This is a genomic window from Phycisphaerae bacterium (assembly GCA_035275405.1).
GTDB lineage: Bacteria > Planctomycetota > Phycisphaerae > UBA1845 > UTPLA1 > DATEMU01.
The window spans coordinates 16,196-41,007 of record DATEMU010000013.1 but is presented as its reverse complement, the minus strand read 5'-3'; the positions used below and the strand labels follow the sequence as shown (position 1 = coordinate 41,007).

Genomic DNA, 24,812 nt, shown 5'->3' with positions numbered 1-24,812 from the left:
TCGGAAGGAGAATGGAGGATAGCCGCTTAAGAAGGCTGATCGATCGGCTTTCCGCCCGGGCCGCGGCGGAAGGTGGCCGGCTTGGGGTCGCTGCCGGGCCAGGGTTCCTTGCGGGCGTCGTGGGTCTGGTTCCACAAGGTCCGCTCGACCTGCTTTTGCAGGGCCTCGCGGGTCTTGTTGTAATAGACCACGCCGTCGATATCGACAAACCAGCGGGCGTTGGAGGGCTCGGAGTAATTGGGATGTTGGGCATCAAGTTTTTGGATGTTCATAGTTGGCGTCCGTAGTTCCTATTATAGCGAGCGTTCATCGATCCGCCATCCATTTTCTGGAACCGGACCGTTTTAGAGATTCTCAAAGACTTGAGAGCAGATGGACCGCGAAATAACCGCGGGAATCGGTCCAGGTGCGGCGAACCTCTAAAAAGGCGGAGGCGGCCAATTCGGCAAAGGAATTTGGCGAGTATTTGTAGGATACCTCCGTGCAGATCGGTTCGCCCACGTCGAATTTGACCGGCTTCCCGGCCACCCTGGCCGCCAGCCGACGACGACTCACCAGGTACATCTCGATTCGCTCCAGGTCGGCGTTGTACACGGCGCGATAGCCGAAATCGGCGAGGTTGAAGTCGGCGTTCAGGTCGCGATTGAGGCGGACCAGATAGTTCAGGGCGAATGCAGCGGAGAGTCCCTTCGAATCGTTATACGCGCGTTCGAGGATCGCTGGATCCTTCGGCAGATCCACGCCCACGAGCAGCAGGCCCTCCGCGCCGCATCGCAGGCGAAGGTGACGCAGGAGCTGCGCAGCTTCCCCGGGCGAAAGGTTTCCGATCGTCGAACCCGGGAAGAAGGCCACGCGGCGATCCACAGGTCGGGCGATGGGCGGGTCGGGAAAATCGCCCATGAAATCCGCGCAGACGGGACGGACATCGAGGGAGGGAAAATCGAGGGTCAGCGCCTCCGCGCCGGCGAACAACTGCTCTCGGGAGAGATCGATCGGTACATAGGCCGCGGGCGATTCGAGTGCGTTAAGCAGCAGGCGGGTCTTGAGACCGGCCCCGCTGCCGGGCTCCAGAATCAGGGCGCGGGGACCGATTGCAGCGGCGATCTCCGGCAGCGCAGCGCCAAGGATTTCCAACTCGGCCGACGTCAGGTAATACTCTTTCAGTTCACAAATCTGTTCGAAGAGTCGGGAGCCGCGGGCGTCGTAGAGGTACCGGCTGGGGAGCCGCTTGGGCCGCGCGGCCAGACCGCGCAAGACGTCGCGTGCCATGATGCGCGTGGCCGGCGCTCGGTCAACGCGGGAGAGTCGAGGATCAGTCGTAGCGGATTGCAGGAGTTGGGGCATGGGTCATCGGGCCAGTCGGATTCCGGTGAATTGCCAGCGCGCGGCCGGCGGAAAAAAATTGCGATACGTTCGGCGGATATGGCTCGCCGGCGTGACGCAGGAGCCGCCACGAAGGACGAACTGGTTGCACATGAACTTGCCGTTGTATTCGCCGAGCACGCCTTCGGCCGGCCGATAGCCGGGATAGGGGGCGTAGGAACTGGCCGTCCATTCCCAGGCATCGCCGAACATCTGTTGAAGCATGGGCAGCGCCCAGGGACGCGTCTCGGTGTCTCCGGCCGGACCGGGGTGAAAGCGGCCGTTCTCGACGAAATTGCCGGCGACGTCGACGCTTTCCGACGCCACCTCCCACTCGGCTTCGGTGGGCAGGCGCGCCTCGGCCCAGCGTGCGTAGGCGTCGGCTTCGTAGAAACTCACGTGGCAGACCGGCTCGTCGGGAGCGACTTCGCGGAGACCGGAAAGGGTGAAGTGGCGCCAACCGTCATCATGGCGGCGCCAGTAGAGCGGGGCGTTCCAGCCTTCCTGCTGGGCGAGGGTCCACCCGTCGGAGAGCCAGAGTTCCGGCCGGCGATAACCGTCGTCGTCAAGGAATTCCGCGAACTCCGCGTTGGTCACGAGCCGAGTGGCGAGTTGAAACGACGGAACCCAGGTGGAGTGGCGAGGTCGTTCGTGGTCAAAGCAGAATTCGTCGCCGGCGTGTCCGATGTCGTACAGGCCTTCGCCAAAGCGCATCCAGCCCATCGGCGCGGTGGGACGAGCCTCGGAGGTGCTGGTGTCCTTATGGTAGATGGGGCACAGGGGGTTGCAGGAGAAAGCGTGCTTGAGATCCGTCAGGATGAGTTCCTGATGTTGCTGTTCGTGGTGAAGCCCCAGTTCGAGGATGGTCGAGAGCGAGGGATCGTGGTCTTCGGCGCTCGCCTCCTGCAGGAAGACATTCATCTGCCAATCGACATAGTCGCGATAGGCGAATACCTCGGAGACGCTGGGGCGCGACAGCAGACCGCGCTGTGCCCGGGAAAACTGCGGCCCCGCGCCGTGGTAGTACGAGTTGAAGAGATAGTTGTAGTGCGGGTGGTACGGACGGTAGGCGGGCATCGCCTTCGGGAGAAAAAAAGTCTCAAAGAACCACGCCGTATGGGCAAGATGCCAGCGCGTCGGGCTCGCCTCCGGCATCGACTGAAGGACGAAGTCCTCGGGGATCAACGGGGCGCAGAGTTCCGCCGTGAAGCGGCGGACGTCCTGAAAGCGCTTGTAAAGCGAGGAGGGCGGAGCGAACAAGTCATGGCTGAGACTCAGGCAGGCGGTCAAAGGCACACCCCCTTTGGCGGGTCCCGGCGCGCCGGGATCGGCGACGTTGTCATCCATCAAGAGCGTATCCAGCGAATCTGAATGCAGCGTGAAAGTGACGTGACGCGGCGCTCATTCCCCTTGCGTTTGGGGGAAAATGCGGGGTCTATCCGAAATCATCTTTAAGCGGTGTGGAGCGCGGCTAACGCTGATCGATCGATGGCACCTTGTCGTCGAGCGTGCCGTTGTAGACCGCGCGCGGGCGGAATATGCGATTTTCCGGGAGATACTCCAATACGCGCGCGACCCAACCGGCGGTTCGCGAGACGGCGAAGATGACCGGAAAGATCGGGGCTTCGAAGCCGAGGCAGTGGTAGACGAGACCGGAGTAGAAATCGACGTTGGGATAGATGGGCTTGCCCTTGGCCTGCATGGCGGCGAGGACTTCGTCTTCAACGGCGGCGGCGGTGCGATAAAGATTCTCTTCGCCGAGTTTCTTGCACAAGGCCTCGGCATGTTTCTTGAGGACCGTCGCCCGCGGGTCATACGCCTTGTACACGCGATGGCCGAAGCCGACGATCTTCTCGCCCCGTGCGAAGCGGTCCTGCACCCACGCCTTGGCTTTGTCGGGGCCGCCGATGGCCTCGAGGTCGTCGAGCGCGGCTTCGTTGGCCCCGCCGTGCAGGGGGCCGCGCAGCGAGCCGATGGCGGCGGCGATCGTCGAGTACATATCCGAGAGCGAGCTGTGCACGACCATGGCCGTGAACGTCGACGCGTTCATGCCGTGGTCGGCCTGGAGGATCATGCAGACGTCCATCGTCCGCTCGGTCACTTCGTCGGGCTTTTGGCCGCTCATCATGTAGAGGTAGTTGGCGGTGAAGGAGAGATTGGGATCGGGGTCGATGAGCGGCAGACCGCGCCGCTTGCGGGCGACGGCGGCGCCGAGGGCGCTCATCAGGGAGAGGATGCGGACGGCGACCTCCGTCTCCTTGGGCAACGCATCGGCCGTGTTGGAGAGGTGGTGCGTCACTTCGGCGGCATCCTTGTCGTAGCAGCCGAGCGTCGCTACGGCGGATTGCAGAATGTTCATGGGGTGGGCGTCGGCTGGCAGCGAATCGAGCAGTTTTTTGACCGATGCAGGAAGTGGGCCGACCTTGCGGAGCCGGGCCTCGAAGGTCTGAAGCTCGGCACGGCTGGGGAGCTTGCCGAAGATCAGCAGGTAGGCGACCTCTTCGAAGGTGCAATGGTCACTCAGATCTTCGATCGAGTAGCCGCGATAGATCAGCTTGCCTTCCTCGCCGTTGACGTAGCCGATCTTGGTGATGTTGGTGATCGCGCCCTCCAGACCGCGGCCCAGCTCGATCGTGCAGGGAAACTCGATTCGCCCCAGAAACTTTGCCATCGTCAATTCCTCAAGTCATCCAAGGTGCGTAACTTCGGTTGGCGCAGCATTGCAGTATAGAGGAGATCGGTTGAACTGAGAACGGGCTTGCGGATTACGGAGCGAGCGGCGGGGATGTTTGGTTTGTAAGGGTTCCGCCGTTAGCATATCGGCGACGATTGACAACTTGGGCGTCGATACGCTCCTGGGAGATGGCACCATGAAAGTTCACGAATACCAGGCCCGGCAGCTTTTGCAGAAGGCGGGGGCGCCGGTCCCGAAGTTTGAGGTCATCGATTCGCCCGAGCAGGCCCGGACGGCAATTAAAGCCCTCGGCGGTGGCAGGCTCGTCCTCAAGGCGCAGGTCCACGCCGGTGGACGCGGCAAGGCGGGCTACGTCATCCTGTCCGATGATCCTGCTGAGATCGAGAAAAACGCCAAGCGGATGCTCGCCGAGCCGATGATCTCCAAGCAGACCGGCCCGCAGGGGGTGAAGGTGCGGAAGCTCCTGCTCGCCCCGGCCGTCGAGATCGACAAGGAGTTCTACGTCGGCATGGTCATCGATCGGGCGAAGGGCTGCCCGGTCATGATGGTCTCGCGCGAGGGCGGCGTGGAGATCGAAGAAGTCGCCGCGCGAAACCCCGACGCGATCGTGAAGGAATGGCTGCACCCGCACATGGGCTTGCTGCCGTATCAACTGCGGCGTCTGACGGCGGCGCTGGGCTTGGAAGGCGAACTGGCCAAGCAGGCGTCGGCGACAATGGCGTCGCTGGCGAAGATCTTCGTCGAGAGGGATTGCAGCCTCGCCGAGGTCAACCCCCTCGTCCTCACGAAGGAGGCGGGCGGTCAGCCGGGGCGGATTTTGGCGATCGACGCGAAGTTCACCTTCGACGACAACGCCCTGTTCCGCCACGCGGACGTCGCCGAGATGTTCGACCCCACGGAGGAGAACCCCAACGAGATTCGCGCGTCGAAACACAACCTGACGTACATCGCCCTCGACGGCAACATCGGCTGCCTGGTCAACGGGGCCGGCCTGGCGATGAGCACGATGGACATCATCAAGCTGCACGGCGGCGAGCCGGCGAATTTTCTCGACGTCGGCGGCAGCGTCACCAAGGACGGGGCGGTCGAGGCCTTTCGCATCATCCTCAGCGACCCCAAGGTCAAGGGGATCCTCGTCAACATCTTCGGCGGCATCGCCAAGTGCGACGTGATCGCCGACGCCCTGATCCACGCGGCCCAGGAAGTCGGCTTCAAGGTACCGGTCGTCGTGCGATTGGAGGGCACCAATGTCGACATCGCCCGCAAGATGCTCGCCGAGGCGAAGATCCCGCAGCTGCTCCCCGCGGCGGATTTGACGGATGCGGCGAAAAAAGTCTGCGCGGCGGTTTAGTCGCAATGGGCCATGATCTTCTTTCTACAGTTCGAAGCGACACCGACCCGTCAACATCCGGAAACGAATGATGTTGCTGGCACTATTGCCGATTGTTGGATCGATGCGGATTCGCTCGATATGGCGAAAGAAAAAGCACAGGAACTGATTCGTGCCGACGGTTGGATCGTTGGCGATCCGGAGTATGCCTTAGCCGACGATCGTGATTCCTACGAAGCGGATTCTCCCCATCTGCAATACTACGAACAGGCGCTTATCGACAAAGACGTCATTGTGTACCACACCTACCCAGTAACTGAAGAACCCGAAGATGCGAGTGATGGCGCATGAAGTCACGCAGTCCAGGTCTGATCCCGCTCTCAACTCACATCGGGGCGGGCACCTGCGGGCGGCGCAGACGCTCGAGATTGCAATTGCGTAATCAACGCTTAATCGTATCGAGCATTTTGATAAAACCCTCCCGATGCGAGTCCATCGTCGCATTCGGACCGACGCCCTTGAAAAACCACGGGCCGTCGGGGGTCTCGATGATGGCTGCGAGCATCCGATAGTTCTCCTTGGGCGCCCCAGTACTCATGCCCATCATGGCGTCGGCGAAATTGCCCGCGACGTCGAGTGTCGTCACCTTCAGGCCGTTGACTTCGCGGGTCTCGCGCTTCACGCCGTCATTCCCGACCGGCTGACCGTCCTTGGTCGTGAACATGCCGACCCAGCGCTGGATGTTCATCTCGACCGCCCCGCCCTGACCCTTGCCGAATTGGAAAACGATCATCTGACCGTCCTCCTTGTCGTCGGCGGCGCGGGGGAGGAGGAATTGCGCCTTGCGCATGGCACTCGAGGGCGTCTGACTCTTCCATTCCGCCGGGGCGTCGTATTTGAGTGGCACGACGCCTTCGTCGCCTGGCGGCATCATCGGCTGACCGGCGCCGAGCGGCGGGTGCCCTGGCGGAAGGCCACCGTCGGCCGGTTGCGTCGTGGTCGCGCCGCCGAGCGGTGGGTGGCCGGGCGGAAGCGCGCCGCTGGGACTCTTCTGGGCCGAATTCATCGCCGTTGAGCCGCCGGTAGAGCCGTCCTTGTTCAGAAACTCGGCCAGGCCCTTCATGTCGTTGCCCGGCGCGGGCGCGGCGGTCGGCGCGGTAGGCGGCGGAGTTTTGGCGGGCTGTGCCGGCTTGCGCTCACAGGCCATGCCGACAACGAAAAAGCAAAGGCCGCAGCCGACGGCGAAGATCTTGATCCAACTGTTCATTGCGTTTGTCCCTGTTCCCTTGACCTGTTTCCGTAGGGCGGGTTTGACCCGCCGATCGTAAAATCCACGCTGTCGCGGCGGGCTGAGCCCGCCCTACCTGATCACCGTTTGCAGCGTCTGTATCGTCAGCGCCGTCACGTATTTCGAATCGCCCTCCAGCCAGCGATCGCGCTCGTTGATCCAACTTCCGTCGGGGCGCTGAAGCGAAATGACCTTCTTGGCCAGATCGATTCGCCAGTTGTGCGGTGTGCCACGTGCGTCGATTACCACGGGATCGCCCCATGCGTACAAGGCGCGGGCGAACACATGGTAATAATAATACAGGCCCTCGGCGGCCTGCTTGCCGGGCATCCCCGGGTTCTTGTCCAACTCGTAGTTCTGCCGGATCCACTCGTAGGCGGCCTTGATCCGCTCGTCGTCGCGCGAGACGTCGCAATAAAGCAGGCTCTTGAAGCCCGCGTAGGTCATTGAGCCGTAGGAACGGAGCGGGCCGGTCGCCTCGGGGGCCTGGGGGCTGGCCTTGGATTCTCCCGGATCGTTGGGACTGTAGATGAAACCGCCATCGCTGGCGCCCTTGGCGAACGCCCGGTCATTCGTTTTCCCGTTCATCTGGCTGCGCGAGACGAAGACGAGCGCGCGTTGATAGACCGGATCATCGGGCGACAAACCGCTCTGGTGCAGGGCCTCGAGCATCATCTGCGTGTTGGACAAGTCGGGGCGCTTGGTCTCGTTGTAGCCCGCCCCGCCGAACCAGGAGTGGTCGCGGTCGATGGACTCGGCGTCATCATATTGCAGCTTGCCGAGAAACGCCTGGCTCCTGGCGATTCGCGCCCGTTGATCCGGATCGTCGAGTGAGGCGAGGAACATGAGTACAACGGAGGTCTGATAGTTGGCAAGGTTTTTCTGCCGCTCGTAGATGCCCCCGTCGGTCTGCTCGAATTTCTGGATGTACGCGAGGGCGCGGCGGACGACGGGGCTGGTCGGGCCGTGGGCCCGATCCTGAACGAACGCCTGCGCGGCGATCGCGGCGACGGCGGGGCCGAAGTCGCTGCCCCAACCGCCGTCGGAATCCTGCGCGCTGCGCAGAAAAGCCAAACCGCGGTCGATGGAGCGCTGAACGGCGGCGGCGGTCTCGGGGGGCAGCGCTGCCTCGGCATCCGCGCGCGGTTCGGCCACGGCGGCAGTGCCAAAGATAAGACACTCCAACAAAGCAAGGAGGGCAAATCCGGCGATACGAGCGTGCATGATGGCCTCTGGGTTGTGAATAGTTTTTCTTTTTCGGCGTTACCAGCACTCGCTACGCGAGTTAGCGCCGCCACGTCGCCGACCTCGCAGTCGCCCGCGTTGACGCCGACAACAAGGGGATTCTACCATGCCCGACGCGCGGCGGCAGTCTCACCGCCGTTTTTGTTTCAACGAACGAAAGAGAGGGCGAGCGATGCCATTTCTGGGCGGTGCGGTCAGTTTTTCTCGTTATCACGTGGCCGGCGGTTCCCCCAAGCGGCTGGAGGACAAGCTGCTCGACAAACTGCGGGAGCATGTCATCGGCAGCCAGCGGACGGCGCGATCGACGGGCGAGGATGTCGGGTGGGTCGGCGGGCGGCACGTGCTCGACCGCGAGTTCGACATCGAGAAAAACGTGATTCTCGACTGCCTGCACTTCGGCCTGCGGATCGACGGCAGCCGCGTCCCGCCGGAGTTGCTCCACGCCTACGTCCAGCAGGAACTCGACGCCCTGCGCGAGAAGCATATCGGCAACGGCAAGGGCTTCGGCAAGCTCAAGCAGCAGGCCATGGATGCCGCCAAGCGCCGGGCCGCACAGGAAGTTTCGCAGGGGCGGTATCACCGGATGCGGCAAATCCCGATCCTCTGGGACACGCGTAGCGACACGCTCTACGTCGGTTCGACGCAGCCGGCTGTTTTCGAGCACCTCGCCCCGCTCTTCAAGGAGACCTTTGACCGGCGGATCGAGCGCGTTTCGGCGGGTCGGCTGGGATATCGCTGGGCGGAGGAGGCGGGCGTCGGACGGCGGCTGGAAACGATGACGCCGGCCAAACTTGTGGCCCACCCCAGCGGCAACGGTCACATCGCGGTCTATTGGACCGCCCAGGACGACGCCAATCGCGACTTCCTCGGCAATGAGTTCATGTTGTGGCTGTGGTATTCGCTCGCGGAGCGCTCGGACACGATCACGCTGTCCGATCAGACGGACGCTTCAGTCGTCATCGTCAAGCAGCTCATGCTGGAATGCCCATGGGCGGAGTTCGGCAAGGACATGATCACCTCCGACGGACCCGCGCAGCTCGCCGAGAGCCGTCGGGCGATCGCGGCCGGGAAGCTGCCGCGCAAATGCGGACTCATCGTCTCGCGGCAGGGCGACCAGTACGAATTCGTGCTTCAGGCCGAGACGCTCGCGGTGTCCTCCGCCAAGTTGCCTCCCGTCGAGGGCAACGGAAACCCGCGCGCGGCGATCGAGGAGCGCGTCGAACAGGTGCGGCACCTGGCGGACACGGTCGATCTGCTCTTTAAAGCGTTCTTGAAGGAGCGGGCGGCGACGGAGTGGACCGACCTGCGCGAGCGGATGGCGGCGTGGCTGAAGGCGGGATGAGAAGGAATTCAAGTTTTGTTATGATCTGAATAACAAATGGCCACCGTCTATATCGAAACATCTGTCCCCAGCGCCTATGTAAGCGCACGGACCGATCCCAAGAGCCTGAATCGGAAAACTGAGACGATCAAGTGGTGGACGGTTCAACTTCCGCAGTTTGACGCGTTTATTTCGGAAAATGTGACCATCGAACTTCGTCGAGGGCGTTGGGAGGGACAGAACGAAGCCATCGACTTGGTCACTCCGTTGGCTGTCTTACCGACGACGGACGAGGTGCTTGCTGTTGCGGCTCGATACATTCGAGAAAAACTGGTCCCGGCCGAGCTGTTAGGAGATGCCGCGCACCTGGCATTTGCTTCCATTTACGAAATGGACTACTTGGCAACATGGAATATTCGACACCTGGCGAATCTGAATAAACAGCGCCACCTGCTTACAATAAACCGTAGGCTAGGACTCATGAGTCCTCAGATTCTGACGCCGGAAATGCTATGGCTGGAAGACAACCCATGACGCCCGAACAACCCCAAAGTGACGATCCATTGATCGATGAAGTGCGCCGTCGACGCCGCGAAGTTGCGGAAGAGTACGGGTACGATCTAAAGCAACTGTTTGATGAACTCAAGCGCAGAGACGCCGAACATCCTGAGCGTTTGGTTGATCCCCGAAAGCATCCCGAAAAAGTTTAGCTAGGCTATCGCCGATTCGAGCGAGTCGATGCGATATTCCATCGGAGTGTCCTCGATCGCGACGGAGACGGTGTCCCCTTTCTTTTTGCCAAGAAGCTGCCGGGCCAGCGGGCTTTGGTAGGAATAGGTCATTTCCGAAAAATTAGATTCATCGGCCCCGAGGATGGCGATCTTGTGCGGCTGGCCACCGTTGACGGGCTGCAAGATGATGCGTTGGCCGATGCTGACGTGGTCCGCCGGGATGTCGTGCGGCTCGAGCATCTTGGCCATCGACAGCTCGCGGTTGAGTTTGGCCACGCGCGCTCTCAGTAAGTCGCGCTCCTCCAGCGCGAACTTGTATTCGGAGTTCTCGCTGAGATCGCCGTGTGCCGCAGCCTCGCCGATGGCGATGGCGTTGGCCCGCATCTTGACGTTCACCAGTTCGGCGAGTTCATTTTCCTTGGTCCTTATCCCCGCGGCGGTGAAGTAGAGCACCGACTCGTCATCCCACATCGCGACCTTCGGCTTGACGTACAGGTGGCCGAATCGTCCGCGCAGGATATTGGACATGTCTTCCTGCACGCTGGGGCCCAGCCCTTCGGCGCGTTCGATCTGGCGGCGAACTGCCTGAGCCATTGAATCGTCCAACGTACCCAGGCACTCACAGAAGCGGGCGTACTCCCGTGAGGACAGACCGGCGCGGATCTTGGCCCGCATCTCATTCACCGTCTGGCCGGCGGTCTTGCCTTCCGACATCCGCGCGGGGCCGACAAGGGCAAGGATGAGACCGAGCATTTCGGTGGCCGGCGGCAGGGGCAATGGCGTCTCGATCGACGGGCCCTTCCAGAGCCACATGAGCAGGTCGGTGTAACGGCCGGGATCGGCGAGGGCTTCCTGGACCGGCAATTGCAGCAGGTCTCCTCGACCGGCTTTTTCGATCTTCTTGGCGAGGTAGTCGCATTGAGCGGCCGGGGCGGCCAAGAGCAGTTGCGCGAAGATCTCCGGCCATTTGTCGGGAAAGTCCTGCTCGACGCAATCGACCGCCAGCGACCAGAGCCGCGCGTCGGGGACGGCGGCGACCATCCTGGCCGGATTGGCGGACGTCTTGAGCATCTCCAGCGCCTTGCCGTGCGCATCCGTCGAGACCGGCAGGCCATCCGCAGCGACGCGTTCGATGACCAGCGCGGTCGCAAAGGCCTGGGCGGGTTCCTTGTGGCGGATGAAGCGTTCGATATGGCCGACGAGGGCGGCCTGGATGCGATCGATCGTGCCCGCGTGCGGCTTGGAGCGCTTGGTTTCGCGGAGATAGCCTTCGAGGAGTTCGAGCCATTCGCGCGGCGTGGTCGCCTTGGAAAAAGCGGCCCACAACTCATCCTCGGGCGTCCGGCCGACAGGGTCATAGATGACGAAAGTCGGCGAGCGGCCCTCGATGCGGAGGTTGGGCGACTTTTTTACGGCGTTCTTGAGCCGGTTCCACCAATCCGACCATGTCTGCACGGGGATGTAGCGCGGCGCGAGGATCAGTTTAAGTTCGTCGCGGTTGATCTTGTTCTTGTGCGATTTCAGGATGCCGATGACCAGCGCGGCGGGATCGTCCTCGACGAGGCGGCCGATTTTCTCCGGGTGGAGTTGCTCCAGGATGCGGAAATCGTTTTCGTCGGCATTGTCGTATTCGTCGATCAGCTTGGCGAGATCGAGAGACTGCTCGCGGCGACCGGTGCGAATCGTGGCGGAGTCGGCGTCAATTTCAAGCTTCGTGATCTGGGCCGCGGCGTCGTCGGTACGATGGATGAGATACCGGCCCTCGGCGAGTTGCAGCCCGCAGTCCAGAAAGCGCAGCGCGCGGCGGACGGACTTTCCGGACTTGAGCCCCGATCGCTCGATCCACTTCTCCAGGTCGGCCGAGCCCTCGTGCGTCTGGCGATAGAGCGTGAGAATCTCCTCGCGAAGTTCATTACCGTCGGAGAGATGCACCAGGATCTGGCGGCCGAGTTGCAGGACCTCCTGCGGGCTGTGCGATTCCTTGACCGTCGAGAGCCACGCCCAGCCGAGCGTGTCCGCCAGTTTGCCTTGACCGGCCTTGACGACCAGGTCGACGATGGTCAGCAGGGAGGCGGGATCGACGCCGGGTTTTTCCAGGACGGCGAGCCATTCGCGCTCCAGATCCGACCAACGCTGGGTTTTTGCGAGGTTCTCGAGCGCCTGGTAAGCCATGTGATCCTTCCCGTGGGGGCGAAAGCCCTGCATTATGCCGCGCTTTGCGTCGCGTGTCGAGCACGGCGGGAAAGAAAAGGTTATTTCGGACGTTTGGCCGACGCACGCTGCGTGGCCGTAAGCAGGCCGTCCAGGCGGGTTTTCAGTTCGTCAAAGAGCCGCTGCGATGGCTGCTGAAGTTCGGCCAGCCGCTGGGTGCGGGCCGCCGAATCGGGCATCTTCTCGGCGGCCGCGATCTTGTCCCTCAGCGTCAGCTCCATCTGTGCGGCGCGGGTGCGGATATCCTTGAGAACCGCCTGCGCGGCGGCTTGTTGCGCGGCCGTGAGTTCGTGATCGGCGCTGAAGTCGCGAACATAGACCTCCCACGGATGCGGAGCCGAGGGCGGAACGAGTTCCAGTGTCGGGGCGTCGGTCGCAGGAGAGACCGGTGCGTCTGGCGCCGTCGGAGTCGATGCCGACTCGACGGGCCGCGGCTCGGCGCCGCGCCGGCGCCAGCGCTCCTCTCGCTCCTGGCGTCGGGCGGAGCGTTCTTCAAATTTTTCGCGACCCTTTTGGGCCTGCTCGGCGGGCAGAAGGGCCTCCACGCGTCGCATCGCCTCCTCCCACTCGGCGGGGTATTTCCGCTCCAACTCCTGGAGCCGCCGGCGCACCTGCAAAAAGCGGGGGTCCTCCATCATCCGACGGCGGCGCTCCCGGCGCGTCTCGCGATCGCCGCGCTCCGCATTTTCGCTGCCCGGCATCGGCCGCCAGAACTGGAACATCTGCTCGCGCAGCCGGTCGTATTCCTCGGCTTCGGGGCCCATCGCCTCGCGCCGCTCCCGCTGCATATTCTCAATCTCGATCCGCACGATCGATTTCTGGTCGTCGTCGAGTTCGTACATCCGGTCGGCGCGATCGACCCAGCGATCGACCTGGAACTGCCTCCGCTGCGCCGGTGTCGCGTCGCGCAGACGATCCATTCGCTCGCGGCGCGGGCGGCGTTCGTCAGTGGGCGGACGTTGTGGGAGAGGAGTTTCAGGCGCAACTTCCTGGGTATCAAGCGGAGTCGGCTGCGTCGTGGCAAGCGCAACGACCATGTGGATCACAAGTGGGGAAAGCGACCAGGACATGACTTGCCTCGCCGTGGCGCCACAAAGTATCACAACGAATTCAGTATAGGGATCTCTGAGATTCCACTCAACCGAATAGCGCGTTACGCTTTGTTTTTGGCAGGAAGGTACACTCTGTCGGAGCCAAACCCATGGCCATCGTCCTCAAACCCCACGAACTCCGCGTCCTCGGCGTCCTCATCGAAAAATCGATGACCACGCCCGAGTATTACCCGCTGACGCTCAACGCCATCACGCTGGCCTGCAACCAGAAGAACAACCGCGATCCCGTCACCAGCCTGACCGAGGGCGAGGTCGGCGCGGCCCTGCACGGTCTGACGCAGTGGCAGCTTGCGAGCCAGGCCGATCCCGATCGCGGCTCGCGGGTCAACCGCTTCCGCCACGAGGTCGAGAAGCGTTTCGGCTGGGACTCGCCGCAGCGCGCGATCATGGCGGAGTTGATGCTTCGCGGTCCGCAGACACTCGGCGAGTTAAAGTCCCGCGCGTCGCGGATGACGCCGCTGACGGCGATGGATCATCTTCAGGGCGTGATCGATGAGCTGCGCCGCTGCGATCCGCCGATGGTCACCGAACTGCCGCGCCAGCCAGGCCAATCCACGACGCGCTTCGCGCAGCTTTTGGGCGGCGAGGTGACGGCTTTCGCGCCGACGATGGCTGAGCCGCCTTCCGCATCGCCCGGCCCCACCGCGCCGCGCGCGGCCTCGCCGTCGCTGGAAGCCCGCGTCGCGCGGCTGGAAGAACGAATCGCGGAGATGGATGCCCGCCTGCGGTCATTGGAACCCGGCAGCGGGTGATTACTTATCAGCCCTTCCAATACGATTGGCCAAGTCGCGAGCGCGACCAACCGATATACGACTCGCGCCGAGCTACAACGGCACAAGGCGCGATAATCTAGGGGGATGCCACATGGCCCATGACGCAGGTTCGCTCACGCAGGCGGTCGAGGACCTCAAGGTCCTCACGAATTCGGCGCTTTCCGGGGGGACGGCGGAGAAGTACGAGACGCTCGAACAACACGTCAACCGGCTGGACTCCGCCCTGCGCGAGATCGAGCAGGCGCAGCTCAAGGGCGACGTGGAGCAGGCGATCCGGGCGCTCTCCTCGGGGCATTCCTTGTCCCCGGAGCAGCAGGATGCCGTCCGGGCGATCATCGTCGGCGACGCCGAGTCCTACCTGAAGATGGAGAACAACTGCAAAGAGTGGCAGGCTGAGTTGAAACGCCTGCAAGGCGAGATGGAGCGGCTGGCCCGCTCGCCCAACGCGAACGCCGTGCAGGAGCTTCGCGGCGTGGTCAAGGATGCCGTGCGCCTGCTGCCCAGCATCCGCTCCTACGCCGAGGAAAAAGACCGCCTAAACCGCTTTAACGCCGCGTTTGCCAACCTCGACGACGGCAACCGTGAGTTGCTGGTTACGCTCCTCCGGGAAAAACTCAGCAGCACGACGAGGTAGGCATACTGCGCCATATAACACCTCTGGCTTGTGGAAGCCGTATTTCTATAATTGCCAAGTTGGCATTATGGATCTGCGGTCATGACGAATAACCCCATCCCCATCCGCGTCGGTCACTCCCCCGATCCTGACGACGCCTTCATGTTCTACGGCCTGGCCGCCGGGAAGATCGACACCGGGCCGTATCGCTTCACGCACGAGATGGCGGATATCGAGTCGCTCAACCGCCGGGCCGAGCGCGGCGAACTCGAGGTCTCCGCGATCTCGATCCACAGCTACCCGTTCGTCCGAGAGCGCTACGCACTGCTCGCCTGCGGGTGCAGCATGGGCGACGGCTACGGTCCGATGGTCATCGCCAAGCGGCCGATGAAGCTCGGCGATCTCGCTGATAAGACCATCGCCATCCCCGGCGAGCGGACGACCGCGTTCCTCGCGCTGAATCTCTGCCTCGGCAAAGGAATGTTCCGCCACAAGCTCGTCATGTTCGACGAGATCCCCGCCGCCGTCGCGCGCGGCGATGTGGACGCCGGTCTCATCATTCACGAGGCCCAGCTCACCTACGCCCGCGAAGGCCTGCATAAGGTCGTCGATCTCGCCGAGTGGTGGGGCGAGAAGACCGATTTGCCGCTGCCGCTGGGCGGCAACGTCATCCGCCGCGATCTCGGCGACGCGCGAATGCGTGAGGTCGCCCGCCTCCTCAAGGCCTCCATCGAATACGGCCTCGCCCATCGAAAGGAAGCGATCGAATACGCCTTGCAATTCGGCCGCGGTCTGGATACCGCCCTGACCGACCAATTCGTCGAGATGTATGTCAACAAATGGACGCTCGATTTTGGCGAGCGCGGTCGCCGCGCCGTTCGCGAACTGCTCGCCCAGGCTAAGGCCGCCGGGCTTGTGCCTGACCCGGGCGAGATTGAGTTCATCGGGTGATCAATGGGCAAAGAGCCAGTGTGGCACCGGCTAATAGCCGGTGCAAACAAGCCTGTTTGGCACAAGCTACTTGCCAGTGACGGACCGGCTATTAGCGGGTCCCACACCCGCCGCGGCTTCTCCCTCATCGAACTCCTCGTCGTCGTCTCCGTCATCGCCCTGCTTCTCGCCATCCTTCTACCCGCCCTCTCCGGCGCGCGGCAGAAGGGCCAATCGACCGTGTGCATGAACAACCTCCGCCAGCTCGGCCAGGGCTGGAATCACTACGCCGACGACAACGACGACATCTGCCCTCCCGGTCGCTATGGCAATGCCGGCGGGGGCGCATCGAACCCTGCGAATTGGTACGACGTCGGCAACGGCATGAAGATCCGCCCGCGCTGGATCGCGACCGTCGGCAAGTATGTCGGTATCTACGCCTTCGATGCCCCACGGACTGACTTCGAGCGCCAGGACTATGACAGCAAGGTCTATCAATGTCCGACCGTTGGGGACTGGAAGGACGAGCGCAACCACGGTTACGGTTACAATCACCAATTCCTCGGCAACGCCCGCAAGACCGACGGGAAGTTCCACAACTTCCCCATCAACCGCTCGCGGATCGCCAGCTTCGGCAGCACCGTGATGGCGACGGATTGCATGGGCACGGCGGCGGGCGTCCCGGCGGCGAGCCGCCAGAGCTATATGAACAACGGGACCGGCTTCAACAACATGGGCAATCACGGCTGGACGCTCGACCCGCCGCGGCTGACGGCGCTGTCCGAGCGCGGGTCCGGCGATCCGGGCAGCCCGCGGACGGGCGTCGATCCGCGGCATCTCGGAAAGTCAAACGCCGTCTTCTGCGACGGTCACGGCGAAACCGTCCTTCCGCACGCGATCGGCTATCGCATTCGCTCCGACGGCGCGTTCGCTGACGAGGACCCCGGCGTGCTGCGACCGAACAATCACTGGTTCAGCCTCTCCGGCCGCGACGATGATCCGCCTCTTCCGCCGTCCTAACGGATACTCGTCGACCAACCTGAATCTTGAAGATGCGGTCCGGCCCAAGAAGCGGACTATTTGAGATTCTCGGGATTGAGCGGCAGGAGTTCGTCCGACACGAATCGGCCATCCTTGCGTACGAGCACGCCGTCAAAGTACATGGCCCCGCCGCCGACATCCGGCGTTTGCCGCAGCACCAGGTCCCAGTGGATGCTGCTCTTGTTGCCGTTGTTGGCCTCGTCGTAGGCGTTGCCGGGCGTCAGGTGGATCGAGCCGGCGATCTTCTCGTCGAAGAGAATGTCCTTCATCGGCTTGGTGCAATAGGGATTGAAGCCGATGGCGAACTCGCCGACGTAACGCGCCCCCTCGTCCGCATCCAGCACCTCATTGATTTTGGCCGTGTTGGTGCTCGTCGCCTCGATCACCTTCCCATTCTTGAAAACCAGCCGCACGTCGTTGTGCGTCTCCCCGCGATAGAGCGTTGGTGAATTGAAGTGTATGACCCCGTTAATCGACTCCCGCACCGGCGCCGTGAACACCTCGCCGTCGGGGATGTTCCGCTGACCGTCGCACGGGACTGCCGGAATTCCCTTGATGCTGAAGGTCAGGTCCGTGTCGCGCGGCCCGACGAGCCGCACGACGTCGGTCTTCATCATCCGCTCGGCCAGCGGCTTCATGGCCGCGGACATCTTGCGATAGTCCATGGTGCAGACATTGAAATAGAAATCCTCGAACGCCTCGGTGGACGTCTCCGCCATCTGGGCCATCGACGGGCTGGGCCAGCGGATCACCACCCAGCGCGTCTTCTTCACGCGCATCTGGATGTGGACGCGCTGCCAGACCGACTTTTCATACAGCCCCTGGGCGTCGGACGGGACGTCGGACAGTTCACTGACGTTGGGATTGCCGCGCGCGCCGATGTAGCAGGCCATCCGCTTCATCAAGGCCTCTTCGTGGTCGGCGATGATGTCCCAGCCCTCGCGGCTGCCGGACAGCATCATCGCCCGCCGAATCTGGTTCGATTCGAGCTTGACAACTGGCACGGCCCCCGCCGCCCGCGCGGTGCGGACCAATTCGCAGGTGAACTCATGCGGGACATCTATCGCTTCGATGAGAATGGTCTCCCCGGCCTTCACGGCGCAGGAATAGTTGACGAGCACATCGGCCAGCTTGGTCATTCGGGGATCGAACATGGCATCCTCTCTCAAGATTCTCGCGCACCGGCTAGCCACGGCATCCTAACAGATTGCCTGATGTTCCGTTTCCGAGCGCGCATTTCCTTGACTATCTGACCTCTTAGACGCGCAATCTTTGCGCCAAGGGCGTGTTTTTTCATTTTTTCACACACCCACTGTGCGAAAACCCTTGATTACGAATCGCAATTGTGTAAGTATATACCCTAGCGCTCGATTGAGTTTCGCCGGATCAAATCGGAGCGGGGTGTCGATGCGATCCTTCTGCAGGCTCGGCCGCAATCTGTCCCGAGAATCCCGATCGATGCCTCGCGCATCGATAGGGGCGGTTCGCATTTCCTACTCAATGTTCCATTACGTATCCGGGGCATTCTGTCCCTTACCCGTGGTCCAATTACCGTGGAGAATGTCTATGAGAACCCTGCATGTAACGCTTTCACTGGCGATGGTATTGTGCGTCATGATCGGCGCAGGAAGCGCGCACGCCGCGCCGATCACTGACCCCAGCTATTTCAATTCCATCCCGCACACGCACCTCACCTTCGAGCAAAACGGCGCCGGCGTCCCGTTCGCGCCGATTCTCTCCAGCCAGACACTGCCCAGCGCCGAATACGCCGCGCAAGGCGTCTCGTTTCTGCCCAGCACCCGGCTCACGCGGGACAGCGACTCCTGCTTTCGCTTCGTGCAGGATTTCGCCGGCGGCTCCACGCCCTACGGCCTGGTCGCCTCGCAAACCCAGACCATGGTCTTCAACCCGCCCGTCAGCGCCTTTGGATGCGTCTTCGTCGCCATTGCCTTTCAGAACGCGACCTTCACGGCCAAAGACATCAACGGCGCGGTCATCGAGACCGCCATGTTCACCGGCCCTTTCATTGATGGAACAGGCTGCGGCTTTCTCGAATATGGGTTCATCGGCATCACGTCCACGACGCCGATCGCGAGCGTGGATGTCGCCGCCTTCTCCGGCGTGATGGACAACCTCCGATTCGCGCTGCTCGACGCCGACACGGACGGCGTGCCCGATGCGACCGACAATTGCGTGACCACGCCCAACGCCGATCAGGCCAATGCTGACGGGGATGCGCTGGGCGATGCGTGTGACGGCTGCCCCAACGATATGGACAAGACCGCGCCCGGCGCTTGCGGCTGCGGTGTTCCGGATACCGATTCCGACGGCGACAACACCCCCGATTGCAACGACGGCTGCCCGGCCGACCCCGACAAGACGGCCCCCGGCGTTTGCGGCTGCGGCACGCCCGACACCGACGGCGACTTTGACGGCGTACCGGATTGCAACGATGCCTGCCCCGCCGATCCCAACAAGACCGGCCCCGGCGTTTGCGGATGTGGCGTTCCCGACTCCGACGGCGACACCGACGGCGTCGCCGACTGCATCGACAACTGCCCCGCCGCTGCCAACGCGGGCCAGGAGAATACCGATGGCGATGCCAACGGCGACGCTTGCGATGCCTGCCCGCTCGATCCGGACGACGACGCCGACGGCGACGGCCACTGTGCGGACGTCGATAATTGCCCGGCCGATGCGAACTCCGATCAGGCCAACGGCGACGGCGACGGTCTCGGCGATGCGTGCGATGCCTGTCCGAACGACGCGGCCAACGACGCCGACGGAGATGGCGTCTGCGGCGATGTCGACAACTGCCCGACGAATGCCAACACCGATCAGGCGGACTTCGATGGCGACGATCTCGGCGATGCCTGCGATCCCGACGATGACAACGACGGTCTCGCCGACGACGACGAGACGACCGAAGGGACGAATCGGACTGATCCCGACTCGGACGACGACGGCCTGATGGACGGCACCGAGGTCGATATGGCCATGGGCGGCGGTTGCCCGGACCCGCTCGATTCGGATTCTGACAACGACGGCCTCTCCGACGGGTTTGAGTCGATTACGCTCGGCACGTCGCCCTGCAACTCCGATACGGATGGCGACGGCGTCGGCGATTCGGTCGATCCGCTGCCGAATCAGCCCGGTGTGACCAGCGGCTTTCTGGAGGAGGCCACGCGGGATCTCTCCACCGAGGTCTTGGATCTCAACCTGAGCCAGTTCAATGGCCCGAACGGCAACGCGAACTCGGGCCGGCGCAACGCGCTCGCCAATCGGGCAAGCGAGGCCGCGAACCTCATTGCCATTGGCGACTATGCCGGGGCAACCGCGGCCCTCAACAGCCTGCTGGAGCGCATCGACGATGAGATGCCCCCGCCGGACTGGATGAGTTCGTCGCCGGAAAAGACGGCCCTGGCTGACGAGGTGCGGCTGATGATCGACCTGCTGGCGTACTTCTGATCGCCGGCGCGGCAATCGCGCCTTAGCGAAGCGCAGACACAACATCTCCGGTCGGTCTGGTGAACAGGCCCCCGGAGATGTTGTTTTTTCTGCGCAAGCGCAATTGACTTTCCAGGAATCGAGTCCCTATATCAGTTAGAAGCGGGCGAGTTACCAGGGTCTGGTCCGAACCATCGTCCTGACGCCTTTATTCATTCCCCCATTGCCGGACCAAATCGCTCCATCGCCTCTGCTTCGGACTGGATTGTACGCAATAGAGGAATGCGCTCGGACGATCCGCGCGCGGAGGGGACCAAGCTGCAAAGGAGATTGGTCCATGAGCCGAGAAGAACCTCTTACTATTCGGCAGTTTTGTGAATGGGTGATCCTCCGTAACCCCAGTTACCTCATCAGTGCATGTCTTATGGCGGTCGGCAGCCGGCTGCTGCTCGTCGGGCCCGCTCAGCCCACGGGCGACGTCAAACTCATTCTCGTCACGCTCGCCGTATTGCAACTCTACGAATGGACGGTCTCGGGCATTCTTTTCGTGTTGCATCGGGCGGGGCGCTCTCCGGAAGACCGGCCATCGCTGTTGCTGGTGGCGGCGGCGTTCTGGACGGGGCCGATGGTGGCGACGATCGAAATGACGGCACTGCGCCCCTCGCTGGGAGTTTACGTGGCGGCAGGAGCATGTTTGATCGCCATCGGCGAATTGCGGCTCTGTCTTCGCGCCTTGCACATTCGGATGAGCTCGGCCGCACAAATCGTCGCCGGTTCTTGTGTAATTCTCCTGGCGGCGGCTGCTCCGCTCCTCAAGATCCCGGAATCGAATTCGGGATGGAATGAAATCGCCCTCTTTGCGGCTTGGTGGATCTTTGCAGCCATCGTCCTGGGCTGCCTCGGAGTACTCCGGTCCTCGAACGAAGCGGTTTTCCTGGCCATTACGATCGCAGCAACCACGGCGAACCTCGTCGGGATGAACTACGGCTTCTTCTGCCACGCTTCGCTGTTCTACGGGTCACCCCTGCTCGTCGCGCTTTCCGTCGTGATCTTTCGATGGCTTTCGCCGACATCCAGCGCCTACGAAGTCCTGTTCGCATTGGCCACGGTGATACCGGGAATCGCCATCTTCATCGCGCAACAGCCTTTTGATCCGGATGTGCCCGTTGCGCGACTGCCGCCGTGGCTTCGCGATCCCTTGATTGCGATGTCCACCATCGCCGCGGCGTCCTGGTGGTTCGGCTATCACCTGCACCGCTATCGGGTGCTGCTTCATGCGGGATGCGCCGCGCTGGCCCTGGCCGCCTTTCGCGCGATTCATGGACCGATCGATGTGCCGGTGGTCATTGCGTCAATGAGAGTTCCCGTTCTGATGTACGCTAGTGCGGTCTATTTCGTCGCCATCGCCTGGATGCTCCGGTCCCGACTGGAGGCGCTCGCCGCAACGGCAATACAGTTTGTCGCGACCTACATGCTTGTGCAGCAATCGTACGCCGACGCTCTTATCATCACTTTCGCCGCCGGCTGGAGCGCCTGGATCGCGGCCCACTTGCTGTTTCGCCGACCGTCCTGGTGGATCCGCTTTGCCCCCGTCGCATTCCTTGCGACCGTCCCATGGACACTGGATACGGCGCCGGAACTTGATCGATGGATCGCTGCTCAACTGGGAATCCTTGTGATTGTCCTTCTCGTCCTAGGGCAATTGTGGCGCTGGACGCGCTATCGCACCCTCGCCGGATTCGTTGCCGGCGGGCACGGTCTTGCCGCCATCGTGGACTGGAGCTTCAGCGGCGCTCGCCCCAACGCCGCAGGTCTGATCCTCGCGGGTTTCAGCATGCTCGCTCTCGGTGCGATGGTCAGTTGGCACAAACTGCGACTGCTCGCCGCAATATCGAAACCGGAAGAGGTCGGAGCCGCGCTGAAGGCTCAGGAGTTTCCAGGCTAGAGTCGCGGATCGACGGGTTCGCCTTCCAGCGCCAAGACCCCAAAGACGCATTCATGAACTCGGCGCGGCGCGGCGGATCATGGCGGCGATTGATTCGGCTTCGGGGGCGGCGCGGCGGGGTCCTTGTCCATGTCGCGCTTGGTTCGGGCGATGAGGCGGGCGAGGCGGAGGATGTCCTTGTTGCCAGCGGCTTTGTCGAGTTCGCGACTCGCGTCGAGTTGCTGCTTTTGCAAGTCGAGGCGTTTTTTGGCCATTTCGATGGAGCAGGCCACGCGGTAGGTCTCCATGAGCCGCCGGAGCACCGCCGGATCGACCTGGTCGTCGAGGGAATTGTCCAGGACGCGCGAGGCGAGGATGCGGGGCAACATGCCGGCGCAGTCCTCTTTTTCATCGAGCGTGCGGCTCATTTCGAAGAGGGCGGCGAAGCGTTTGATTTTTCGGGCCCAATAGTAGAAGGCGGTGTAGCTGACACCGTGACCGTCGAGCTTGAAGAAGTCGAAGACGTCGTGGAAGGTCGGGGGCTGGCGATTGATGAGGGCCTGGACGATCTGGCGGCGGAGCTGCGGTTCGATTTTGGTGAGGATGGAGGAGCGGCTTTCCATCCGGTCGATGGCGTCGCAGAGTTCGGTGATGGTGTCGGGCATTGTCGGCCTCCTTTTTTCGGGGTCAGAAAAAAAACTTAAGTGGTTGAACTAGCCTGATAAAGTTGAATGGGATGGAGCGAATGCGGAACGCGGAATTCGGAATGCGGAATGGGCAGATTGGGAACCACAGAGACACAGAGGCGCAGAGACTTTTTTTGGGAGGCGATATTGGCTGGGATTTGCTGGGACGGGAGGCAGGGCGCAATGTCGAATTACGAACTACGAATGACGAAAGCATGAATGGCGCAATCATGGCACGGAATCTCCGAGGCAAGGCCATTCGCCGTTCGCTATGAGACGACGGCTTCGCCGCTCTTTTCTTGTTCCCTGCCCTCCACTCTTGCTCAGCGCTCCCTCAATTGACGAGTTTTTTGGAGGAATTCCTTAATTGGCGAGTGGGGGAGGGGTTAGGATAGGTGCATCGGTTAGGGCGTGGGCAGCATCCCATCACCAAAAACTTCGCAGGAGCAGGTTTCCGACGACGATGTACGCGTTACTGAATGGTTCCGGCCGGAAGAATGCCGGTGGGCTACTGGGATCGCCGATGAAGGGCCTTAGCATCCAGGCCATCTGAATTCCCACAAATGCGTAAAGTACGAACCAGAGTAATGCCATCAGTGTATGAAGGCCGCGACGCCTCACCAGGACGCGGTAGTAGCGCACGGTGATAACGTGCCCGGCGCAGGTTGCCAAGACAAACATTGCGGCATTCAGTAGCAATGCCGTTTGATAGCCCAAGCCTGAGACATAACAGAAAGCTGTAATTGGTGCGAGTGAAGCGAGCGCGATTGCCAGACCCGCTTGTCCGGAGAATATTGCTTGAAGGGCCTCGGGGAAGTCATCGCGAAGTCCCGCCACGGCGTTCACGACGTAGAAGACAGGAAGGCAGAGTGCGGTCGTGGCCAGCAAGAGCAACGGTAACTTGACCGCCGAGAAAAATACTAGCCATAGCCGCCCAGCGCCGAGATCGAGACTGAAACCGCCCATGGACGCGCCATAAATCGGGGAGATGGCAACGATCATCGCGGGCAGCCACCACCAGGGCCGATTCAGGGCCGCTGGGGCGAATGGTCCAGCGCCCCGAAGCAGATCATCCGTTCGTTGAAGTGCCAGAAGCATCGTCGCACCATCGTCCACTATTGTGAAAAGAGCGCGCGAAGATGAAGGAACGCAGATTCGAAAAAGTTGCCCTCGCGAGCACGAAACCACGCGAAGGGCAGATTGGGGCTACCGATAAAAGGTCGGAGTAGCCAGCCCATTTGGGCGCCGACCAGTGCGTAGATGATGATCCATACGCGAAAAATCGAGCGGGCCTGGCCCAGTGTGTGTTCAGGCGGGGAGAATTGTTGCTCTGGCGATAAGATGGTCGTCGATTCGGCCTTTGTGCTATCGGTATCGTCCGCCGCCGGTGCTTGAATCTGCTGGCTCGCGTGAAGGATGGAAAGACGCCGAAGTGTCCGCAGCAGAAAGCCGAGTCCGACAATGCCGCCGATGCTGAGTAGGAGGATGTTTAAAAGAATCATGAACGAATAACTCGTTGTGCTGAGCGTAAAGAATCCCAGAATTGGGCCCAGCGATGCAGCGACGGCGAGATTAACCACAATCGCCCCGACGAGGAGTCGAAGCGTCGAGAGAAACGAGAGTCGGCTGCCAAGAAGTGCGTTGAAGACATACAGAGAGGGGAATGTCACGATGAGCGTGAGCAGGAACATCGCGGGAAGCTTGAGGGTAGAGGCGAGTAGTTGCTTGTAGCCGCCTGGCGTGGCGTTGAATACGGCGAAGAAGCCCATGAAGACGCCGTAGATTGCTCCCATGAGGATCGCGATCGGGAAGAACATGCGAAGCGGGAGTTCAATCCGACCCTCGGCAAGTTCGCGTACGGCGGTCTTTTGTCCTCGGAGGAGGAGGTCGAGTTCGCGAAGCCATGAACGCATGAAGTATCTCCTGTGTGCCGCCTAGGGCATATAGGGCAGACGTCGATTCAGCGAAAGGGTGTGTCACACGACTATGACAACACGATCGGTCTGAAGAAAAGACGATGCAAGAGGCGAATACGTTCGGTCGGAATGACTTGGCTCGGCGCTCGTGAAGTTTCTAACTATGGCGGCGCTCGATGGTTAGAGT

General features: G+C 62.0%; 23 protein-coding genes. 11 read left to right on the top strand and 12 right to left on the bottom strand.

Annotation, left to right across the window (positions count from 1 at the left end):
- Window positions 1-26 precede the first annotated feature (26 nt).
- The 4 genes from VJZ71_15695 to VJZ71_15680 all read right to left on the bottom strand — a co-directional run bounded on the left by VJZ71_15695 (window position 27) and on the right by VJZ71_15680 (window position 4,033).
- The gene (locus VJZ71_15695) at window positions 27-272 is read right to left on the bottom strand and encodes a hypothetical protein (protein ID HKQ49515.1); all 246 of its coding nucleotides are present in this window, start codon (window positions 270-272) and stop codon (window positions 27-29) included.
- An 82-nt stretch (window positions 273-354) separates the two neighbouring features.
- Window positions 355-1,344, bottom strand: a complete 990-nt coding sequence (gene egtD / locus VJZ71_15690) for an L-histidine N(alpha)-methyltransferase (GenBank protein HKQ49514.1) — start codon at window positions 1,342-1,344, stop codon at window positions 355-357.
- A gap of 3 nt (window positions 1,345-1,347) precedes the next feature.
- Window positions 1,348-2,709, bottom strand: a complete 1,362-nt coding sequence (gene egtB / locus VJZ71_15685) for an ergothioneine biosynthesis protein EgtB (protein ID HKQ49513.1) — start codon at window positions 2,707-2,709, stop codon at window positions 1,348-1,350.
- A 124-nt stretch (window positions 2,710-2,833) separates the two neighbouring features.
- Complete coding sequence (locus VJZ71_15680) at window positions 2,834-4,033, bottom strand: citrate synthase/methylcitrate synthase (GenBank protein HKQ49512.1); 1,200 nt, start codon at window positions 4,031-4,033, stop codon at window positions 2,834-2,836.
- Window positions 4,034-4,232: 199 nt separating this feature from the next.
- On the opposite strand from VJZ71_15680, the gene sucC reads away from it, so the two are divergent.
- Both sucC and VJZ71_15670 read left to right on the top strand, forming a co-directional pair.
- Window positions 4,233-5,408 (top strand): ADP-forming succinate--CoA ligase subunit beta, encoded by a 1,176-nt coding sequence (gene sucC, locus VJZ71_15675; GenBank protein HKQ49511.1) that lies wholly within the window; start codon window positions 4,233-4,235, stop codon window positions 5,406-5,408.
- A gap of 12 nt (window positions 5,409-5,420) precedes the next feature.
- Window positions 5,421-5,738: a hypothetical protein gene (locus VJZ71_15670; protein ID HKQ49510.1), complete on the top strand. Its 318-nt coding sequence runs from the start codon at window positions 5,421-5,423 to the stop codon at window positions 5,736-5,738.
- Between the two features lie 91 nt (window positions 5,739-5,829).
- Here the strand turns inward: VJZ71_15670 and VJZ71_15665 are convergent, their stop codons facing one another.
- Both VJZ71_15665 and VJZ71_15660 read right to left on the bottom strand, forming a co-directional pair.
- A complete protein-coding gene (locus VJZ71_15665) occupies window positions 5,830-6,654 on the bottom strand; it encodes a hypothetical protein (GenBank protein HKQ49509.1) in 825 nt (274 codons plus the stop codon).
- 93 nt (window positions 6,655-6,747) lie between these two features.
- Window positions 6,748-7,899 carry a hypothetical protein gene (locus tag VJZ71_15660; protein HKQ49508.1) on the bottom strand — a complete coding sequence of 384 codons (1,152 nt, stop codon included), beginning with the start codon at window positions 7,897-7,899 and terminating at the stop codon, window positions 6,748-6,750.
- A gap of 193 nt (window positions 7,900-8,092) precedes the next feature.
- Here VJZ71_15660 and VJZ71_15655 point away from each other — a divergent pair, with 193 nt between their 5' ends.
- The 3 genes from VJZ71_15655 to VJZ71_15645 are packed head-to-tail and all read left to right on the top strand — an operon-like array spanning window position 8,093 to window position 9,951.
- On the top strand, window positions 8,093-9,262 hold the full coding sequence (locus VJZ71_15655; GenBank protein HKQ49507.1) for a hypothetical protein: 1,170 nt from the start codon (window positions 8,093-8,095) through the stop codon (window positions 9,260-9,262).
- A gap of 36 nt (window positions 9,263-9,298) precedes the next feature.
- Entirely contained in the window at window positions 9,299-9,775 is a 477-nt protein-coding gene (locus VJZ71_15650) for a hypothetical protein (protein ID HKQ49506.1), read from the top strand.
- Entirely contained in the window at window positions 9,772-9,951 is a 180-nt protein-coding gene (locus VJZ71_15645; protein HKQ49505.1) for a hypothetical protein, read from the top strand. Before VJZ71_15650 ends, VJZ71_15645 begins: the two co-directional genes overlap by 4 nt.
- On the opposite strand, the gene VJZ71_15640 is transcribed toward VJZ71_15645, so the two are convergent.
- On the bottom strand, window positions 9,952-12,144 hold the full coding sequence (locus tag VJZ71_15640; protein HKQ49504.1) for a GreA/GreB family elongation factor: 2,193 nt from the start codon (window positions 12,142-12,144) through the stop codon (window positions 9,952-9,954).
- 80 nt (window positions 12,145-12,224) lie between these two features.
- Window positions 12,225-13,253, bottom strand: coding sequence for a hypothetical protein (locus VJZ71_15635; protein HKQ49503.1), 1,029 nt, complete (start codon window positions 13,251-13,253; stop codon window positions 12,225-12,227).
- 131 nt (window positions 13,254-13,384) lie between these two features.
- On the opposite strand from VJZ71_15635, the gene VJZ71_15630 reads away from it, so the two are divergent.
- The 4 genes from VJZ71_15630 to VJZ71_15615 all read left to right on the top strand — a co-directional run bounded on the left by VJZ71_15630 (window position 13,385) and on the right by VJZ71_15615 (window position 16,631).
- Window positions 13,385-14,047: a YceH family protein gene (locus tag VJZ71_15630; GenBank protein ID HKQ49502.1), complete on the top strand. Its 663-nt coding sequence runs from the start codon at window positions 13,385-13,387 to the stop codon at window positions 14,045-14,047.
- 112 nt (window positions 14,048-14,159) lie between these two features.
- Complete coding sequence (locus VJZ71_15625; protein ID HKQ49501.1) at window positions 14,160-14,702, top strand: hypothetical protein; 543 nt, start codon at window positions 14,160-14,162, stop codon at window positions 14,700-14,702.
- A gap of 81 nt (window positions 14,703-14,783) precedes the next feature.
- Window positions 14,784-15,632 (top strand): MqnA/MqnD/SBP family protein, encoded by an 849-nt coding sequence (locus VJZ71_15620; protein ID HKQ49500.1) that lies wholly within the window; start codon window positions 14,784-14,786, stop codon window positions 15,630-15,632.
- 3 nt (window positions 15,633-15,635) lie between these two features.
- Complete coding sequence (locus VJZ71_15615; protein ID HKQ49499.1) at window positions 15,636-16,631, top strand: prepilin-type N-terminal cleavage/methylation domain-containing protein; 996 nt, start codon at window positions 15,636-15,638, stop codon at window positions 16,629-16,631.
- Between the two features lie 56 nt (window positions 16,632-16,687).
- On the opposite strand, the gene VJZ71_15610 is transcribed toward VJZ71_15615, so the two are convergent.
- Complete coding sequence (locus tag VJZ71_15610) at window positions 16,688-17,806, bottom strand: aminopeptidase (GenBank protein ID HKQ49498.1); 1,119 nt, start codon at window positions 17,804-17,806, stop codon at window positions 16,688-16,690.
- 412 nt (window positions 17,807-18,218) lie between these two features.
- On the opposite strand from VJZ71_15610, the gene VJZ71_15605 reads away from it, so the two are divergent.
- Window positions 18,219-20,120, top strand: a complete 1,902-nt coding sequence (locus tag VJZ71_15605) for a thrombospondin type 3 repeat-containing protein (protein HKQ49497.1) — start codon at window positions 18,219-18,221, stop codon at window positions 20,118-20,120.
- Between the two features lie 316 nt (window positions 20,121-20,436).
- Window positions 20,437-22,044 (top strand): hypothetical protein, encoded by a 1,608-nt coding sequence (locus tag VJZ71_15600; GenBank protein ID HKQ49496.1) that lies wholly within the window; start codon window positions 20,437-20,439, stop codon window positions 22,042-22,044.
- A 77-nt stretch (window positions 22,045-22,121) separates the two neighbouring features.
- Here the strand turns inward: VJZ71_15600 and VJZ71_15595 are convergent, their stop codons facing one another.
- The 3 genes from VJZ71_15595 to VJZ71_15585 all read right to left on the bottom strand — a co-directional run bounded on the left by VJZ71_15595 (window position 22,122) and on the right by VJZ71_15585 (window position 24,622).
- Complete coding sequence (locus VJZ71_15595; GenBank protein HKQ49495.1) at window positions 22,122-22,688, bottom strand: hypothetical protein; 567 nt, start codon at window positions 22,686-22,688, stop codon at window positions 22,122-22,124.
- 447 nt (window positions 22,689-23,135) lie between these two features.
- Window positions 23,136-23,711 carry a hypothetical protein gene (locus VJZ71_15590; GenBank protein HKQ49494.1) on the bottom strand — a complete coding sequence of 192 codons (576 nt, stop codon included), beginning with the start codon at window positions 23,709-23,711 and terminating at the stop codon, window positions 23,136-23,138.
- A gap of 113 nt (window positions 23,712-23,824) precedes the next feature.
- Window positions 23,825-24,622, bottom strand: coding sequence for a hypothetical protein (locus tag VJZ71_15585; protein HKQ49493.1), 798 nt, complete (start codon window positions 24,620-24,622; stop codon window positions 23,825-23,827).
- Between the last annotated feature and the right edge of the window lie 190 nt (window positions 24,623-24,812).